The following is a 15,259-nucleotide window of genomic DNA, read 5'->3' on the forward strand; positions in this document are numbered from 1 at the left end:
GAAAGCAGCACTTTCTATGAACGCACCATCGAACAAATCAATGGACGTGAGGGCGAAACAGCGACTTTCTTATCGCGTTGCTCGTTAAACCCAAAGTTGCGTGTTAGCGGTTTCGCCCCACGTTATCTCCGCCATTAGGAAGATACTCCTGCTTCAGGTAAGATCTCAACTGATCGATGGAAACCCGCTCTTGGAGGCCAGCGGCGAGGACGACGGCGAGAGGCGTGGTGCGCATGCTGATCTGACTCCTGTAAATTGGACCATCGGTGATATCGGCCGGGTTGGTCCGCAGATTGAGGGCCTCGGAACAACTTCATCACGCGTCTGGGGGACGAGCGCCAGCACCCGCGGGCCACAGGCGCGGCTTGTGCGCGGTCGGGGACGCCGCTTGCGCGTTGGTGTGCGCCGGAAGTGCGCCAAGGGCCTGTGATCGCGCGTCCGCCGACATCGACCCCGAAGCACCCAGACCGCTCCCGCCGTCCGCGCTCGATGATCCTCACCGCCCGTGTGGCGCGAGCGACCGCGGCCAGGCCGACCCGGAGCGTTTCCCTGCTGATCTGTTCAGCGAGCTCCAGGGTGTCTGCGTGCGATCCGACGGCGATCGGCAGACGTAGAGAGAAGCGGTGGTCCGAGAACGCCGATAGACCAGTCGGACCCGGCCACCGGAGGCGCCATGCCCTCGACGCACCAGACCGATCTCTCGCCCGAGCTCAAGGCGCACATGCGGGCCATCAAGGCCAAGGCGATGGAGTACGGCCTTGACTTCTTCGAGGTGGTGTTCGAGGTCCTGCCCTTCGACGTGATGAACCAGATCGCGTCGTACGGCGGATTCCCGGTGCGTTACCCGCACTGGCGCTGGGGGATGGAGTTCGAGCGGCTCAGCAAGCGCGACGCGTACGGGTTGGGGCGGATCTACGAGATGGTGGTGAACACCGACCCGTGCTACGCCTACCTGCAGGAGTCCAACGCCGTCACGGACCAGAAGCTGGTGATGGCGCACGTGTACGGGCATGCGGACTTCTTCAAGAACAACTTCTGGTTCAGCAAGACCGACCGCAAGATGATGGACCAGATGGCCAACCACGCCACGCGCGTTCGTCGGCACATCGAGCGGCAGGGCCAGGCGGCGGTGGAGCGGTTCATCGATGACTGCCTGGCGATCGAGGACCTGATCGACCCCCACTCGCTGTTCGTGACGCGCGAGCCCGCGGCCGAGGCCCCAAGGCCGCGGCTGGGCGACCCGGACGATGAGGCGGCGTCCCGGGGCGGGTTCGTGCCCGACAAGCTACCCGCCAAGGACTACATGGACCCGTTCATCAACCCCCGGCGCGAGCTGGAGCGGCAGCGTCGCGAGCACGCGGAGCGGGCGCGTGCGGCACGGTCGGCGTTCCCGGCGCGGCCGACGCGGGACGTGCTGCTTTTCCTGCTGCGTCACGCGCCGCTGGAGGACTGGCAGGCCGATGTCTTGAGCATCATCCGCGACGAGGCGTACTACTTTGCGCCGCAGGCGATGACGAAGGTGATGAACGAGGGCTGGGCCACGTACTGGCACTCGAAGCTGATGACGCAGCAGTGGGTTGGGAGTGGTTGTCACCGCATAGGTCAGCGTCAGACCGTCAGTGGATGGAATGTCAATGCCATTGAGTTGAATGGTCATCGTGAAGCCTCTGGGAACGAATAAGGAGATGGGAAGTGGATTTTTATTGCCCTCTCCCTGAGGGAGAAGGGTTAGGGATGAGGGAGAATTCACTATCCCTGCCATTGAATCAGACTCCAATTATTTGCTGGATCAAGAACGTAAATACAGGAGGAGGGACTGGAAGCATAATGAGTCTCTGTCAAATCAGTTATAAGACAGGGCTTGGCTTTTTTGCGCCTCTTCACAGGGTAGGAACTGGAATTTTCCACAGGACGAAATTAGAATTAGAACTTTCTGATGTCGTATCGATTACATATAAATATTGACTTGCCGGATCGACAGCGATCGCAATAGGGGTGGCAGGACCTGGAATGATGGAAATGAATTTCATCTGATCGAACCTGAACCAGGCGATCGTATTGTCTGAGAGGACGGCAAAACAATTCACGCCATCGGGCGCAACTACCAGGACAGAAGATAGGTATGAAGCATAAGCATTAACTCCATGCCGACTAAAATTCACAACAGTAGGAAGTGTAATTTCGCCAATCAGTTGATTTGATGCTGAATCCACAACATGAATTGTCGGCTCAGACTCATCTGGAAAAAGCCAATGTTTTCCATCCGAGTGAAAAGCAATGCTCAAGACGGCTGCTGAGATCGACAACTGAAGCAGCGTGTTAGTTTGGGGTTGATAGCTGTAAGTTCGTCCACCCGCCCACAGGATAATCAGGTCGCCTTGCGGATTCGCAGCGAACGAGAAAAGGAAAGATTTGGGGTTTGGGAATTGCGCTGAGTGAACCCAATTCATAGTTGACGGGTCGAGAACACCGATAGCGGAAATCTGTCTGCCAACAGGGTCTCCAGTTGCAACAACGAGCGGGCTGCCCGGGGCTGAGCCTTTCATGAGGTTTACGGCATTGGTGAAGGATGACTGGAGCAGCCGCTTCCCCGATGAGACATCGTAGGAATCAACATAGCCACTGGTGGGGTATGGGTTTATAACAACACTGTAAATCTGGGTGCCAGTACTATCGAATGTTGCGATAACGCCACCAAAACTATCGCCAAAAGGATTAATCGTTTTCACAACCTGATATGTTGCTGTCGAGATCAGGTCGATCTCCCATGAGGAAATGATGATCTGCGAACCATCAGGGCTGAACCCGATAAATTGCCCCATCATTGGCAGGGTAAGAACAACAGAAGAACTGATTGAGACCTGCAATGGATTAGACACCCCTACATTCGTCTGCTCATAGGAGGCGGACAGGGTCAATGAGACTGTTCCCAGCGTGTGTGGAACAACGGCCCTGTTCGGCAAACTTAGGCGTGGTGATCACTTCTGCGTCTGCGGCGTCGCGTCTAGTAGCTTCGCGTGGCTCTTTTGCTTCTCTAGAGTCCCTAGAGTCTCTAGATTCTCTAGGTCTAGTCTCTCTGGCGTCTCTCACCTCCATGACAGCTTCTGGTTTGATCACCGATGGCCGTCTGGCTTCTTCGGGAGCTGGAACGAGTTGCAACTGTTCGGCTGCCGTGGCCAGATCCTGCAAACTGCCGACCAAATAATCCTTAAAGCCCTGAACCCGAATGGCTAGATCCTGAGAGGCTCCGGCAAAGGTGGTTCGCATTTCGTTTTTGATCCGCTCTTGGCGGCGTTCTAGCTGCTCAACCGCAAGTTGGAGGGTTTGGCGGCGCTGTTCTAGCTCGGTGACGCTTTCCTTGACCACTCGACCCAGGGCCATTTGGGCGTCAGTGATCTGCTTTTGCAGCATGGCATTGTAGGAAGTTTGCAGCGACGCAATTTCTTGGCGCAGGGCCTTTTCCTGCTGTTGCAATTCGGCTACTCGACGGGCCAAATCGTCCGCTTCAGTACGAGTGGGATTTCCCAGGGAGGACAAATTTAATGGCTCACGCAACGGTTGAGAACTGGGCGTGCCTGACTCAGCAGACGACTCAGTCCCATCAGGACGGGATAAGTTGAGTGACTCTGGTGTTGGGGACTCGTCTGGATTCATAGCGGAAATCGGTGAATAACAACGGTGGCATGATGCCAGGAAGGTCTGAATTTAATTCAGGGATAGCTAGGGAGCAGTCTATTGACAGGCAATACAGCTAATACAGCCAATTTAGAAATTGCTAATTAGGAAATTGTAGGACAATGCTGCTCCAGGCAAATTTTCAATCCTTTTGGATCAAACAAAACCGGCAAAAAGTGAATACTCTTTACCTCTCGGAAGTAAAACAAAATCGGCAGACGGGGCCAGAAAATTCGCCAATTTTGCCAATCTTGGTAGGGAAAGTGACGCAGGCACTTTTCGCCCCGACAAACATCGAGGGCTGTTTCTGTGAAGCGCAGGCGAATAGTAGCCGTTTGAAACAGCAGAAATACTGCTAACAGGGCAATTACACCACTAAACCAGGGCTGAACCCAAAACAAGAGTAATGCCAATAGCACCAGCCCAATCGGCAGGGCGTAGCTGGGAGCCAACTCCACCGTTTCGGTTGCAGCAGGCAGATTAGAAGCATCTGATGTGGTTGTCACTTGCAAGTTTTCTTAATAAAAGTTGAGATTTGGCTTACCCCTATTTTAAGGCTACGCGGAGATGAAGGAGGGGATCCCGGAAGCAGATGAGATGAATGAGAATGCTTTGAGAATTATTTCAGGACCGAAAACATCAGCCACGACAGAGCGGGCGAGTAAATCCGGAAATTGACGCTGAGCTGAAGCAGCGCCATGAAATACAGCAGACCATCGTAATAGCGATACTGCCCGGTCGGGATCGGGGTATTCCAGAATTCCTCGATGAAATCCCAGCGGATATCGCTTGACGAAGCCAGAGCAGCCGCTGCGTTCATCGCGATCAGCCCGGTAGCGCGGTGCTGTGGATTGACCGGTTCGCCATCGATCCGGAAGCGGCTGTTATACTGACCGATGCCGAGGTTATGAAAGAAGGTCAGCAGGCGATCCGTCTGCTCAACCTGCCACGGATCCGCTGCAAACCACGTGTAATCGAGCGCGACATTCATGGCGCAGCGCCAGGCGTCGGCATAGAAGAATTCGCCATAATCGCCCCACGGGCGAGGTTCCCCGGTGAAGTGCGCATAGTTGGGCATCAGACCGGTCTCCGGGTGTGCCGTCAGCCGCCAGAACTCACGGCTGACCTGTGCCGCCTCTGCCCAGAATGCGTTATCCTGCGCCGCCCAGCGCGCCCACAGCTCATAGAAATGCGGCGTGTGATATGACGGATCGGTGAACTGGCTGATCGCGCCGATCGCGGGGACGAACACGACCATCCGGTGTTCCGGGTGGAACATATTGACGACGTTGGTATTCTGCTCGTTCTTGTGCAGCATGGCGTGCAGGATTGCGTTGGCTTCTGCTTCGTAGTCGTAGATACCTTCGCCATTCCCCCAGCGCGCAGCGGCGAAGAACAGCGCCGTCACCATCCACGTCTCGCCATCAGGCGCAGAGTTGGAATCCATGATGCTGCCGTCGGGCGCGTTCTGCCACGAGAAATAGCCGGCGTAAGGACCATCGGCACGGTACATATACGTTTTTGCCCAGTTCCACAGGCGGTTAAATTCTTCCTGCCTGTCCATCTGGACGGCGATCATCATCCCATAAGACATCCCCTCGCTGCGGACATCGCCGTTATTCACATCGAGGATATACGCCATATCATCGCCGACGGGATAATAAACGCGCTGGGTGTGATCGCTGCCGTAGAACAGCATGTGCCACGCCTGATCGATCCGCGTGTGAATCTCTTCATCGCTCAGCCCCCACTCGCTGAGCAGGTTAGGATAGCTGCCGGTGAAGAATGCGCCCTGCGGCGGCTGAGATTGAGCCATGCTGTTCATATACGGAACCAGTACCAGAAATAAGGCAGCACAAAGTCTCAGGAACATGTCCTCTTGTCCGTCTCACTCAATGATGTATGTGGTGCGATGCCGCCGTCGTCCGTGCGGCTTATTCGATGCTCACGCGGGTCGTGAAGACCTGCTCGACAGGTGTGACTTCGCCCACGATCGTGAACGATGCCTGTGCCCGGATATCCTCCGACCGTGATCGCATCTTTAATTCTTCACTGGATATGCAGTGTGTTGCAGGTGTTGACGGTTATTTCAGGCGGTTGAATCCTGCCTTTGAGCAAGTGCTGGGCTACAGCAACGCGGAACTGATGGCCCATCCCTTTCTTGACTTTGTCCATCCTGAGGACCAGGCGGCAACCCTTACGGCAGTCAAAAATTTAGCTGAAGGCAAAATTATCCTGGATTTTGAAAATCGCTACCGTCATAAAGATGGTTCATATCGTTGGATCGCCTGGAGAGCCTTTCCCATTGCGGAGGAAGGATTGATCTACGCCATCAGTCGCGACGTGACTGCACAAAAACAGGCGCAGGAAGCCTTACGCGAAAGTGAAGAGCGATTTTATCTCGCCTTTGAAAATGCTGCGATTGGTATGGCGTTAGTATCGCTAGATGGCCATTGGCTCCAGGTGAATCGCTCCCTGTGTGAGATGCTGGGTTATTCGGAACAGGAATTGCTGGCAACCACCTTTCAGGCAATTACTCACCAGGATGACTTAGAGACAGGACTCAACTATTTTCAGCAGTTATTGTCGGGCCAGATTAACACCTTCCAGATGGAAAAGCGGTATTTGCATAAATTAGGACAGGTGGTTTGGGTGGCCTTAAGCAGTTCAATCGTGCGGGATGGGCAGGGCCAGCCATTATATATTGTCTCCCAACTTGAAGATATTACCGCTCGCAAAGCGGCTGAAGAACAACTCCAGAATCTGAGTAAGGCATTAGAAAGTGCGGTTGAAGGCATCTCGCGATTAGATGCAGAAGAATGCTATATGCAAGTCAATCCGGCCTATGCTGCTATGTTGGGTTACCAACCCGAAGAACTGTTAAAGATGAAATGGCAGCAGACGGTTTGCCCAGAGGAGATCCCTGCAATCGAGGCTGCCTATCAGCAAATGCTCCAGGTTGGCAAGGTAGAAATAGACGCTAGAGCGATCCGCAAAGATGGCACGGTTTTTGATAAGCAAATTGTGTTAGTTAAAGCCTACGACCAGCAACAGCGGTTTAGTGGGCATTACTGTTTTGTCAAAGATATTAGCGAGCGGCGCGAAATTGAGCGCATGAAGGATGAATTTATCTCCATCGTCAGCCATGAACTGAGAACCCCACTTACGTCGATTTCTGCCGCTTTAGACCTGCTAGCCGAAGGAGTTTTGCAAAACCAGCCCGAAGAAGCCCAGCAAATGCTAAGAATTGCTGCCAACAATACCGACCGACTGGTGCGCCTAATCAACGATATTTTAGACATTGAACGCATCGAATCCGGCAAAATTGTGATGACAAAACAAATCTGCAACGCAGCGGATTTGATCAATCAAGCCGTAGAAGCGCTTCAAGATATGGCAGAACGTTGATTCGGTCTTCCGGTATCTCAGGTGCAGCGATGGTTTTGTGGCTGGGCACACTTGAACCAACCTCTCAGTTGAGCAAACGCAAGAGTTAACAAGGTTTGGGACAAACTTGATTGCAGATCCTCTTGACACATCTTGTAAGGGCAACCGTCTTTGTGAATTCTGATAATTGGGATGGGTCATGATATATCTGACTGCAGGGTGAGCTAAAGCCACTTTTTCATTTGCAAGTATGAAAATTGTAATTAAGTTGATTTCATATAGTTGAGGCAACGCTATCTAGGAGAACAGACCTAAAACAGCAGCTCGCAGCAGATACTGGTTTTTTGAAGCAGCAGTACGCTTATGGTTAGGTCTAGATGGTTGATCGGCTGAGGCGTCAACTCAGCAAATGCAGCACAACACACGATGAAGCAGCAACAATTACAGCTCAGCTTGGTTGCCACGTTACTCAGCAGCAGTGTTCTCAGCAGCATGGCTCCGGTTTTGGCTTTGCCGCCGCCGCAGGATCAGCCTGAAGAGGTGTTGCGGACCGAAATTATTCTAGAAGCTCGCTCGCCGATCGATGGGGAACCGATGACGGCTGCCGAATATGCTGAGCTACAGGCCCAGCTCGAAGCCGAAGCCCGCCAAGTAGGTGTAGTGCCGCCCCGGTTTCGGGAAATCGTTACCCTATTGCGGATTCGCAAAGTGCTGCGGACTATTCTGCCATTTCTGCCTTAGCCGACTCCAATTCTGGTTTGGCCGACTCTAAGGGATTGGGCAGTAAGGGATCGGGCAGAGTGTCGGTTAAAAACTGATCGGAACGAGACGACATGCCAAATTCAGACAGTTGAATTTTCACAGACGGTATCCCATCCGGATACGGTAAAGTCTCTACTGTTGCCAATTGAGTCTCTGTGAGATGACGCTGCACCAAGTCACGGGTTCGGGCAATGCTCTCCGCCAAGGCAATGCCTTCTTGGGTCAAGAGGCCAATCACCTGCTGGGGCTGATCGCGTCGCACAACCGGCACCTGTTGCAAGCCCCGAGTCGTCATGCGGTTGACGGCTTCACTCAATAGCTCATCCGGATAAGCATGAATTAGCTTGGTGGTGCATAAAGTCTTAATTGGCTGCTGAAGCAGCACTTGCGCTTCCGAGTCAGACTTCACTCGCCGGAGGGTTCGGTTTACATCTTGCAGGGTCAGAATCCCGATCAACTGGCCAGTCTCATCGAGTACTAAAGCTCCGTGGACGCGATGTGCCATCAGGTATTGACTTGCGGTCAGCAGCGCCAAGTTGCCTACTAACGTCAGAGGTACGGTCTGCATTGCTTCGGCTACGAGCACAGTTGATATCGGCGCTTCCTCAGGGCTGATTGCTTCCACTTCCGCAAAACCTGAATCGCTCGATTGTAATCTCCAATCAGTCGATAGGCTTCGCCCAAACTGCCCAGGGCCGCCGCCGTTCCGATGTCGTCGTTGTTTTGTTGGGCCAGCGCTACAGCACTGTTGACACTGCACGGTTCCTCATCGCCGCACAGCAGGGTGATTGCCTGTCGATGTTGCCCTAGCCGACTCAGAGCCTGGGCTTGCTCAGTCAGCATTCGTCCCAACTGCTGGAGATGGCCGAGCTGCCGATAGGTATCTACCGCCTGCTGCCAATAGGTGACCGCCTCAGAAACCTGGCCGATTTGCTGATGGGCGCGAGCCAAATTTTCCAGCACAATGGCTGCCTGCTCAAGCTGTTGGCTGTCTTGATAGATTGACAGAGCCGCCTGCCAGAACGGGAGCGCACCGGCCATATCTCCTGCCTGATAGTGCTCGACGCCTTGCTGCACTAGCTGCTGTGCTGATTTCTGAGTTGATTTCTGGGTTGATTTCTGGGTTGATTGCTGAAGTGCTGGATTGGGAGCTGTCTGGGCCAATCCTGCTCGTCCTACCTGGGCTGGTGATTCACTGAGCCATTGGACTGGCTGAGGGGCAGGGGTCAGGCTGAACAGCAGAAAGCCAGACAAAACCAAAACCGCAAAGCGCAGTGATTTGAAGATAGGACGGCATCGATTCCCCATGATCGCTCCAGTGTCTCTAGCTAATAGACGCCAGCCCTGAAGTCTGAGTCTGGGCCGCGTTCACTGATTTTTTCCAATAGCGTACCAGACCGATCCAGGTGTCAGTCCCATACTCACCGAATTTATTTACAGTTTCCATTTGCAAGTCTTATTTGCAGGTTTCGGCAAGCGATACTTCCAGCTTGGCAAAGCAACTGGACGCAAATCGGCAAGCAGATTGACAGAAAGCCTGCATGAGTTCGGCAGTAGGTTTCTTTACTCTGATATCAAGCTCAATTCATTCAACCCAGGAATAGCCCTATGTGCCGCATATTCTTTGTTCATCTAATTGATGCTCTGTTGGCTGTAGGTGGAGTAATAGCTATCAGCACAATAGATGTATCGCCCATTGTTGAAGGGAGCAGCGTTCAGCCAGTTTATGCTGCGGCTAATTGCTGGGTGTGGGTGGGAGCACTAATGGCTGAGTTACCGGAATCAGCACCAGAGGAGAAAAGCAATGAGCGACCCAAAGAATACAATCAAGATTGGAGTGAGGAAACTACTGTCGCCTGTGGAGCCAATACCGTAAGGGCAAAGCATTTGCGAAATGAATCCTAGGCGTGGCTACAGAGCTTTTGATGCAAATGCTTTGCCCTTACCAGAAGATAGAGCTGTGCACCTAAGGCTGATTGACATCTGCTTGGTTAGAGGCATCGCCCCAGACTACCCGCGGCGAGCAGCAAGAGGCCAATCGTGACTGCAGCGTTAGGAAATGGGTAAACCATAAAATCACCGCTAAACGCAACAAGAAAAATGACTTACCAAGACTGCCGCACCTGCTGGAGATAGAATTGCGTTTGCTGATAGCCGGCCTGATCTCCCTGTTGCTCAAACAATTCGGCAGCTCGCTGCAAATCGGCCAAGGCAGAGGCCCGGTTGCCCGTTTGGAAATACAGCACGCCCCGATTGCCGTAAGCGCCAGCCAGCGATGGATCGAGGCTAATGGCCCTTGTGTAGTCATCAATGGCGGCAGCGGCATCTCCTAGTTCGGTGCGGGGTTTGCCGCGATTGTAGTAGGCATCAGCATAGTTGGGATCGATGGTAATCACCTGGTTAAAGTCGGCCAGCGCTTGATCAAACTTTCCTGCCAGGGCATAGAGCACGCCTCGGCTGTTGTAAGCTTCTGGATAGTTCGGGTTAATTTCAATGGCTTGATCAAACGCCTGCATTGCTCCGGTCAGGTCATTGGAGTAAGTGCGGGCTTCGCCCAAATTGTAGTACGCCTCTGCACTGTCCGGGTCTTTTTGTACGGCGGTCTGGAAATTAGTGATCGCCTGATCGTAGTCTCCAATGATGTGATAGGCAATGCCCCGCTGCATGTAGGCTTCGGCATAGTTGGGATCGACCTGGATGGCTCGCGTGTAGCTGATGATGGCCGCCTGATGGTTGCCCTGTTCTACCTGTGCTAATCCCTGATTAACCCAATCGGCGGCTGAGTTGGCAGCTTGCGGTCTGGTTGGGACGGCAGCATGGGTTGGCGACAAGCGGGCCTCAGCGGGCATTCCCCCCAGTAACGTCAACGGTAAAGCCATTGGTAGAGCTATTGGTAGAGCTATTGGTAGAGCCATCAGCATTGAGCAGGTCGGTGCAAAGGTAACAGCTTGAAGCACAATCTGATGGTTCCAGGTCATGATGCATATCCTTACAGCCTTTTCCAGGCTAATGAAGTACAAAAATTGGGGTGCAGGGGCTGTGCCCCTGCGTGGGGGCTTCGCCCCCCTATACCTTACGTGGGTGAAAAACGCTGTATATAACAGCAATACAACGCCAATCAGGGAATTGAATTCAAATTTTACCTCACAATCTAGGGAAGGTCAGAACTACCCTCTCTCAGCCGCCCCTCGGTAAGAGGAGCCGCAAACGATGAGGCTCTGCTTTGTCACGACAATTTTCAGAATCTGGTATGAGCAACACGAAGAAGCTTACAGTCTCAATAGAGGGCTGAGATCGACCGTTAATAGTTCATCGCAGCTATATCAACGAATACCAATCAATAATCAATAAACAACTGCTCAATAATTGCCTGGTCTAATCGGAAATTTTGTTGCCCATGCCGGGGATCAGCTTCATGATTCCAGCTAGGGACCCCATGTTTTTCATCAAGCGCAATTGCTTGACAAAATCTGTGAAATCAAACTTGGCGGTGAGAATTTTCTCTTGCAGTTTTTCTGCTTCGGCAATGTCAACTTCTTCCTGGGCTTTTTCAACCAATGTCAGCACATCGCCCATACCCAAAATTCGGGAGGCCATTCGGTCGGGATAAAACGGCTGTAACGCCTCAACCTTTTCGCCCACACCAATAAATTTGATCGGCTGCCCAGAAATACGGCGCACTGACAGGGCCGCACCACCACGGGTATCCCCGTCCATTTTGGTGAGAATCGCGCCTGTAATTCCAATTTGTTCATGAAAGGTGCGAGTCAGGTTAGCAGCCTCTTGGCCAGTCATGGCATCGACCACCAGTAGCACTTCGTGGGGCTGCACTGCCTCTTTGATCTGCGCCAGCTCAGCCATCATTGATTCATCGATCTGCAAACGGCCTGCCGTGTCGATGATCACTGTATCAATGCCGTCGGCCTTAGCTTTTTCAACCCCCTGACGAGCAATTTCCACCGGATTAGCATCTTTGCCCAGCTCAAACACCGGCACGCCGATCTGCTTGCCCAAGGTCACAAGCTGATCAATCGCTGCCGGACGATACACATCAGTTGCGACCAACAGCGTGCTGCGGTCAAGTTTACGTAGGTGCAGAGCTAGTTTTGCCGTTGCGGTTGTTTTACCCGTTCCTTGCAAACCGGCCATCAAGACAATGGTGGGCGGAGTGTCAGCCTGCGCGAGGGGAACATTGGTATCCCCCATGACGGCAACCAGCTCATCGTAGACAATTTTAATGAACTGCTGCCCTGGGTTCACTCCTGCGATGACTTCTGCTCCTAGTGCCCTTGTTTGCACATCGGCAACAAAATCCTTTACCACCTGTAGGTTGGCATCTGCCTCTAGCAGCGCCCGCCGCACCTCTCGCAGCGCTTCCTGGATATTCGCTTCGCTGATTTTGTCCTGGCCCCGGAGTTTTTTCCAGGCTCCTTCTAGGCGGTCGGCAAGGGCTTCAAACATAGGATTGTTTAACGGTCAACTTTAGACTTCTTCTTATTTTAGGGTGTTGGGTGGCTTTTAGGGTGTTGAGTATTGAATTGGGGGACCAAGGAGTGAGCAGAAAAGTTTTCATCTGTCGTTAATTAGATACTGATTTGAATATTGTCTAGTTAACTAAGCATGGAATTAGAGGAGCAACTAAAAGTGAACTACCTCCTGGAGACAAAAAAGAAATTTGCTAAGCCATAAACCCTGCACTCGTAGGGTGATTCAAACGACTGCGAGCAAGAAGCATAAGAAAAAGGGGCACTACCTTGCATCCGGTAGTTGGGCTTTGACCCGGATCAGATTTGAGAGCCAGATTGGAGGGTAGGCTGTCTGCGGGTTTGGATATCGCTACTTTTGCTTAACGCAGCATACTCGTAGAGCCTGCTTGCAATAGCTGGGAGAATCGTGAGTGTGGGTCTTGCTGTAGGGTTAGGCGATCGCCGTATTCAACCATCTGACCGTTTTCTAAAATCAGAATCCGATCAACTCGCTGAACAGTGGCTAGGCGGTGGGCAATTATAATCCCGGTGCATTTGAGCAGTAGTTGATCAACCGCATGTTCAATTAACCGTTCCGTTGTTGGATCGAGGCGAGAGGAGGCTTCATCTAGAATTACTAATCCTGGCTTTTTCAGAAACACCCGCGCAAATGCCAAGAGCTGGGCCTGACCTGCCGAAAGTCCACTGTTCTCTGCCCCTAACAGCGTATCCAATCCAGCCGGAAGCGATTGCAGCCATTCGTCTAACCCCAACCACCCTAAAGCCTCCAAAATCGTGCTGTCTGGAATGCCAGGATCAAAAAATGTGAGATTATCGCGAACGCTAGCTTGAAACAACTGCACATCCTGGGTGACAAAGCCAACCTGCTGCCGCAGATGCTTCAGTGGTACTTGCCTAACCGCCACATCCCCAAAACGAATGGTCCCAATCTGAGGGTCGTATAGCCGTAGCAGCAGCCGAGCCAGCGTTGATTTACCGCTGCCAGTTCGTCCTAATATGCCCAAGGCTTGACCAGCAGGAAGGTGAAAGGAAAGGTTTTGTAATGCCCATGACTTCTGGTCATTCGATTGTTGGATTGCGCGATTTACTCCTGATTGCTGACTCCTGACTCCCAACTCCCGACTCCCGACTCCTGACTCCTCATAACTAAACCAAACCTGCTCAAATGTCACCGCCAATGCCCCCGCTGGCAAAACCGCGTCTCCGCCTGCCGGCAGCCGAGCCTCCACCCGCAATAGCGCCTGAATCCGCTGTAGGCTGGCCTCTACCTGCTGGAGTTCTTCTAGCTCTTCGCGAATTCGTTCGATTGGTTGGGCTAATAAGTTGGTGTAGTGAAAGATGACATAGGCCGTACCAATCGTGATCGCCTGCTGTTGCCAGAGATAGGCACTGACAGCCAGCGCAATCGCATTTCCGGTTGTGAACAGCCCCACTGACGTGGCCCACAGCACCGTGCTGGCAAATCGCGCTTTTTGATAGATCGGCAACCATTGCTGCAACAGGCGATGAAACTGCCGCATCACATAACTGACCGCACCATTGGCGCGAATATCTTCTCGCCCTGCTAGATACTCACCCAAAAAGCCAAAAACTCAGCGCTGATCTGGCGATAGGTGGCCCAAGGTGCAACGGCAAAGGGCGGTCGCTCAACTGCGGCAAGAGTTTGGCGTCTAGTTCCCTGACTCACCATCTAAATTTCCACAAGCAACATGATCTAAACAGCACCATACCATCAGGAATCAAGGCGTGATGACTAGCTTAATCATTAGAGCTGACTGAACTATTAGTTTTGATTTCTGGTGGTTGCTTTTCTCTTCACCAGGTTCAAACCATGAGCAATTTTCCGCAAGTACTTTGGTTGAATGTGAGTCCGAGTTTACAGCGATTTCATCAACCCCTATTGCGTCATCTATCTAGCCAGTTTACGGTGGCTTGTTGGGACTATTGTCAAACCCCAGACGAAGCCTGTTCCCTGGAAACGGCCATAACCCTGCTGCACGACTATCTCAAAATCTGTGACCAACCGCTGCATCTAATTGGTCACGGCACTGGTGGCTTGTTAGCGCTGCTGTATAGCCGTCGATATCCTGACTATGTCAAAACCCTATCGCTCCTGTCGGTCGGCGTGCATCCTGCGGTGGATTGGCAAGCCCATTACTATGTGCATCGCCAGCTACTGTCTTGCAAGCAGGAGGCAATTCTGGCGCAGATGACTCCCTATTTGTTTGGGGAGCAGACGCAGCTTTCAACTCGTCGGCTAGTGCGGATGCTGAAGCGGGATCTGGAAAACTCGCTATCGCCCCATAGCTTGTTTCGGCGAGTGAGTATAGCGGCTGGTAATGTTGCGGTGCCGTTGATGGTATGCGGCGGTGAAGTGGATATTGTGGTTGATCCGAATCAATTGTACGGCTGGCAAGACTATCTGAAAACCGAGGACCGGCTGTGGATTTGTCCGGATGGCTGCCATTTCTTTGATTTTTCCTATCCAGAGCTAGTTGCGGCAAAGCTGATCGAATTCTGGACTTCGGTACTTTCCAATCATTTCTCTCTGATTAACTTCTGAGCTGCTTTTACCACAGATCTGACGTGCTGCTGCAATTTGAAATTACATTCTTATGCTGAGTTATCTCGTTGTTAATCAGGTGTCACAACCGATTCCAGCTCCCATTCTAGGAATTTGTGTTTGGAGTTCGCTGACAGTTTTTCTCTGGAGTATTGGCCTCGCCGTTCGAGATGGAGTAGTGCGTCTGAAGCGGCTGCACCAAGTTCCCTGCTCTCGCTGTTGCTACTTCACCGGAGACTATCGCCTCAAATGTGCTGTCAACCCCTGTATAGCTCTGACCGAAGCGGCAATTGACTGTCGGGATTTTGTACCGAGTTCGATGCCGCCTTTACCCTGTTCTAAAACCTATTCGCAAACCTGCAAGCGCTAAGCCGAATGGTAGGAT

General features: G+C 52.5%; 16 protein-coding genes. 7 read left to right on the forward strand and 9 right to left on the reverse strand.

What is annotated here, in order from left to right; translation table 11 throughout:
* Positions 1-100: 100 nt before the first annotated feature.
* On the forward strand, positions 101-430 hold the full coding sequence (locus tag JVX88_RS31270) for a hypothetical protein (protein WP_211622324.1): 330 nt from the start codon (positions 101-103) through the stop codon (positions 428-430).
* 243 nt (positions 431-673) lie between these two features.
* Entirely contained in the window at positions 674-1,681 is a 1,008-nt protein-coding gene (locus JVX88_RS31275; protein WP_211622325.1) for a SpoVR family protein, read from the forward strand.
* Between the two features lie 199 nt (positions 1,682-1,880).
* Here JVX88_RS31275 and JVX88_RS31280 read toward each other — a convergent pair whose 3' ends face one another.
* The 4 genes from JVX88_RS31280 to JVX88_RS31295 form a co-directional block, all read right to left on the reverse strand.
* A complete protein-coding gene (locus JVX88_RS31280) occupies positions 1,881-2,918 on the reverse strand; it encodes a hypothetical protein (protein ID WP_211622326.1) in 1,038 nt (345 codons plus the stop codon).
* Entirely contained in the window at positions 2,896-3,654 is a 759-nt protein-coding gene (locus tag JVX88_RS31285; protein ID WP_211622327.1) for a DUF3086 domain-containing protein, read from the reverse strand. Before JVX88_RS31285 ends, JVX88_RS31280 begins: the two co-directional genes overlap by 23 nt.
* Positions 3,655-3,779: 125 nt before the next feature.
* Positions 3,780-4,181, reverse strand: coding sequence for a DUF3119 family protein (locus JVX88_RS31290; RefSeq protein WP_211622328.1), 402 nt, complete (start codon positions 4,179-4,181; stop codon positions 3,780-3,782).
* Positions 4,182-4,294: 113 nt separating this feature from the next.
* The gene (locus tag JVX88_RS31295) at positions 4,295-5,491 is read right to left on the reverse strand and encodes a glycosyl hydrolase family 8 (RefSeq protein ID WP_211622329.1); all 1,197 of its coding nucleotides are present in this window, start codon (positions 5,489-5,491) and stop codon (positions 4,295-4,297) included.
* An 86-nt stretch (positions 5,492-5,577) separates the two neighbouring features.
* On the opposite strand from JVX88_RS31295, the gene JVX88_RS31300 reads away from it, so the two are divergent.
* Positions 5,578-7,083 (forward strand): PAS domain S-box protein, encoded by a 1,506-nt coding sequence (locus tag JVX88_RS31300; protein ID WP_211622330.1) that lies wholly within the window; start codon positions 5,578-5,580, stop codon positions 7,081-7,083.
* A gap of 405 nt (positions 7,084-7,488) precedes the next feature.
* Positions 7,489-7,803 (forward strand): hypothetical protein, encoded by a 315-nt coding sequence (locus JVX88_RS31305; protein ID WP_211622331.1) that lies wholly within the window; start codon positions 7,489-7,491, stop codon positions 7,801-7,803.
* Here JVX88_RS31305 and JVX88_RS31310 read toward each other — a convergent pair.
* Complete coding sequence (locus JVX88_RS31310) at positions 7,781-8,449, reverse strand: CBS domain-containing protein (RefSeq protein ID WP_211622332.1); 669 nt, start codon at positions 8,447-8,449, stop codon at positions 7,781-7,783. The two genes, JVX88_RS31305 and JVX88_RS31310, sit on opposite strands and share 23 nt — an antisense overlap.
* Complete coding sequence (locus tag JVX88_RS31315; RefSeq protein WP_211622333.1) at positions 8,401-9,132, reverse strand: tetratricopeptide repeat protein; 732 nt, start codon at positions 9,130-9,132, stop codon at positions 8,401-8,403. The genes JVX88_RS31310 and JVX88_RS31315 overlap by 49 nt, the downstream gene beginning before the upstream one ends.
* Positions 9,133-9,432: 300 nt before the next feature.
* On the opposite strand from JVX88_RS31315, the gene JVX88_RS31320 reads away from it, so the two are divergent.
* Positions 9,433-9,729, forward strand: a complete 297-nt coding sequence (locus JVX88_RS31320) for a hypothetical protein (RefSeq protein WP_211622334.1) — start codon at positions 9,433-9,435, stop codon at positions 9,727-9,729.
* 200 nt (positions 9,730-9,929) lie between these two features.
* Here the strand turns inward: JVX88_RS31320 and JVX88_RS31325 are convergent, their stop codons facing one another.
* The 3 genes from JVX88_RS31325 to JVX88_RS31335 form a co-directional block, all read right to left on the reverse strand.
* Positions 9,930-10,802, reverse strand: coding sequence for a tetratricopeptide repeat protein (locus tag JVX88_RS31325; RefSeq protein ID WP_211622335.1), 873 nt, complete (start codon positions 10,800-10,802; stop codon positions 9,930-9,932).
* A gap of 397 nt (positions 10,803-11,199) precedes the next feature.
* Positions 11,200-12,285: a signal recognition particle protein gene (ffh, locus tag JVX88_RS31330; protein ID WP_317134506.1), complete on the reverse strand. Its 1,086-nt coding sequence runs from the start codon at positions 12,283-12,285 to the stop codon at positions 11,200-11,202.
* 385 nt (positions 12,286-12,670) lie between these two features.
* Positions 12,671-13,891: an ABC transporter ATP-binding protein gene (locus JVX88_RS31335; protein ID WP_263975334.1), complete on the reverse strand. Its 1,221-nt coding sequence runs from the start codon at positions 13,889-13,891 to the stop codon at positions 12,671-12,673.
* Between the two features lie 251 nt (positions 13,892-14,142).
* On the opposite strand from JVX88_RS31335, the gene JVX88_RS31340 reads away from it, so the two are divergent.
* Both JVX88_RS31340 and JVX88_RS31345 read left to right on the forward strand, forming a co-directional pair.
* On the forward strand, positions 14,143-14,874 hold the full coding sequence (locus JVX88_RS31340; protein ID WP_211622336.1) for an alpha/beta fold hydrolase: 732 nt from the start codon (positions 14,143-14,145) through the stop codon (positions 14,872-14,874).
* Between the two features lie 52 nt (positions 14,875-14,926).
* Complete coding sequence (locus JVX88_RS31345; protein WP_211622337.1) at positions 14,927-15,244, forward strand: hypothetical protein; 318 nt, start codon at positions 14,927-14,929, stop codon at positions 15,242-15,244.
* Positions 15,245-15,259 lie beyond the last annotated feature (15 nt).

Source organism: Leptolyngbya sp. 7M, assembly GCF_018128485.1.

What these genes read in the sequence shown, in the direction of transcription:
- JVX88_RS31275 (WP_211622325.1), top strand. Translation starts at nt 674, where the DNA reads ATGCCCTCGACGCACCAGACCGATCTCTCGCCCGAGCTCAAGGCGCAC.
- JVX88_RS31285 (WP_211622327.1), bottom strand. Translation starts at nt 3,654, where the DNA reads ATGAATCCAGACGAGTCCCCAACACCAGAGTCACTCAACTTATCCCGT.
- JVX88_RS31295 (WP_211622329.1), bottom strand. Translation starts at nt 5,491, where the DNA reads ATGGCTCAATCTCAGCCGCCGCAGGGCGCATTCTTCACCGGCAGCTAT.
- JVX88_RS31300 (WP_211622330.1), top strand. Translation starts at nt 5,578, where the DNA reads ATGTGGTGCGATGCCGCCGTCGTCCGTGCGGCTTATTCGATGCTCACG.
- JVX88_RS31305 (WP_211622331.1), top strand. Translation starts at nt 7,489, where the DNA reads ATGAAGCAGCAACAATTACAGCTCAGCTTGGTTGCCACGTTACTCAGC.
- JVX88_RS31315 (WP_211622333.1), bottom strand. Translation starts at nt 9,132, where the DNA reads ATGGGGAATCGATGCCGTCCTATCTTCAAATCACTGCGCTTTGCGGTT.
- JVX88_RS31320 (WP_211622334.1), top strand. Translation starts at nt 9,433, where the DNA reads ATGTGCCGCATATTCTTTGTTCATCTAATTGATGCTCTGTTGGCTGTA.
- JVX88_RS31325 (WP_211622335.1), bottom strand. Translation starts at nt 10,802, where the DNA reads ATGACCTGGAACCATCAGATTGTGCTTCAAGCTGTTACCTTTGCACCG.
- ffh (WP_317134506.1), bottom strand. Translation starts at nt 12,285, where the DNA reads ATGTTTGAAGCCCTTGCCGACCGCCTAGAAGGAGCCTGGAAAAAACTC.
- JVX88_RS31340 (WP_211622336.1), top strand. Translation starts at nt 14,143, where the DNA reads ATGAGCAATTTTCCGCAAGTACTTTGGTTGAATGTGAGTCCGAGTTTA.
- JVX88_RS31345 (WP_211622337.1), top strand. Translation starts at nt 14,927, where the DNA reads ATGCTGAGTTATCTCGTTGTTAATCAGGTGTCACAACCGATTCCAGCT.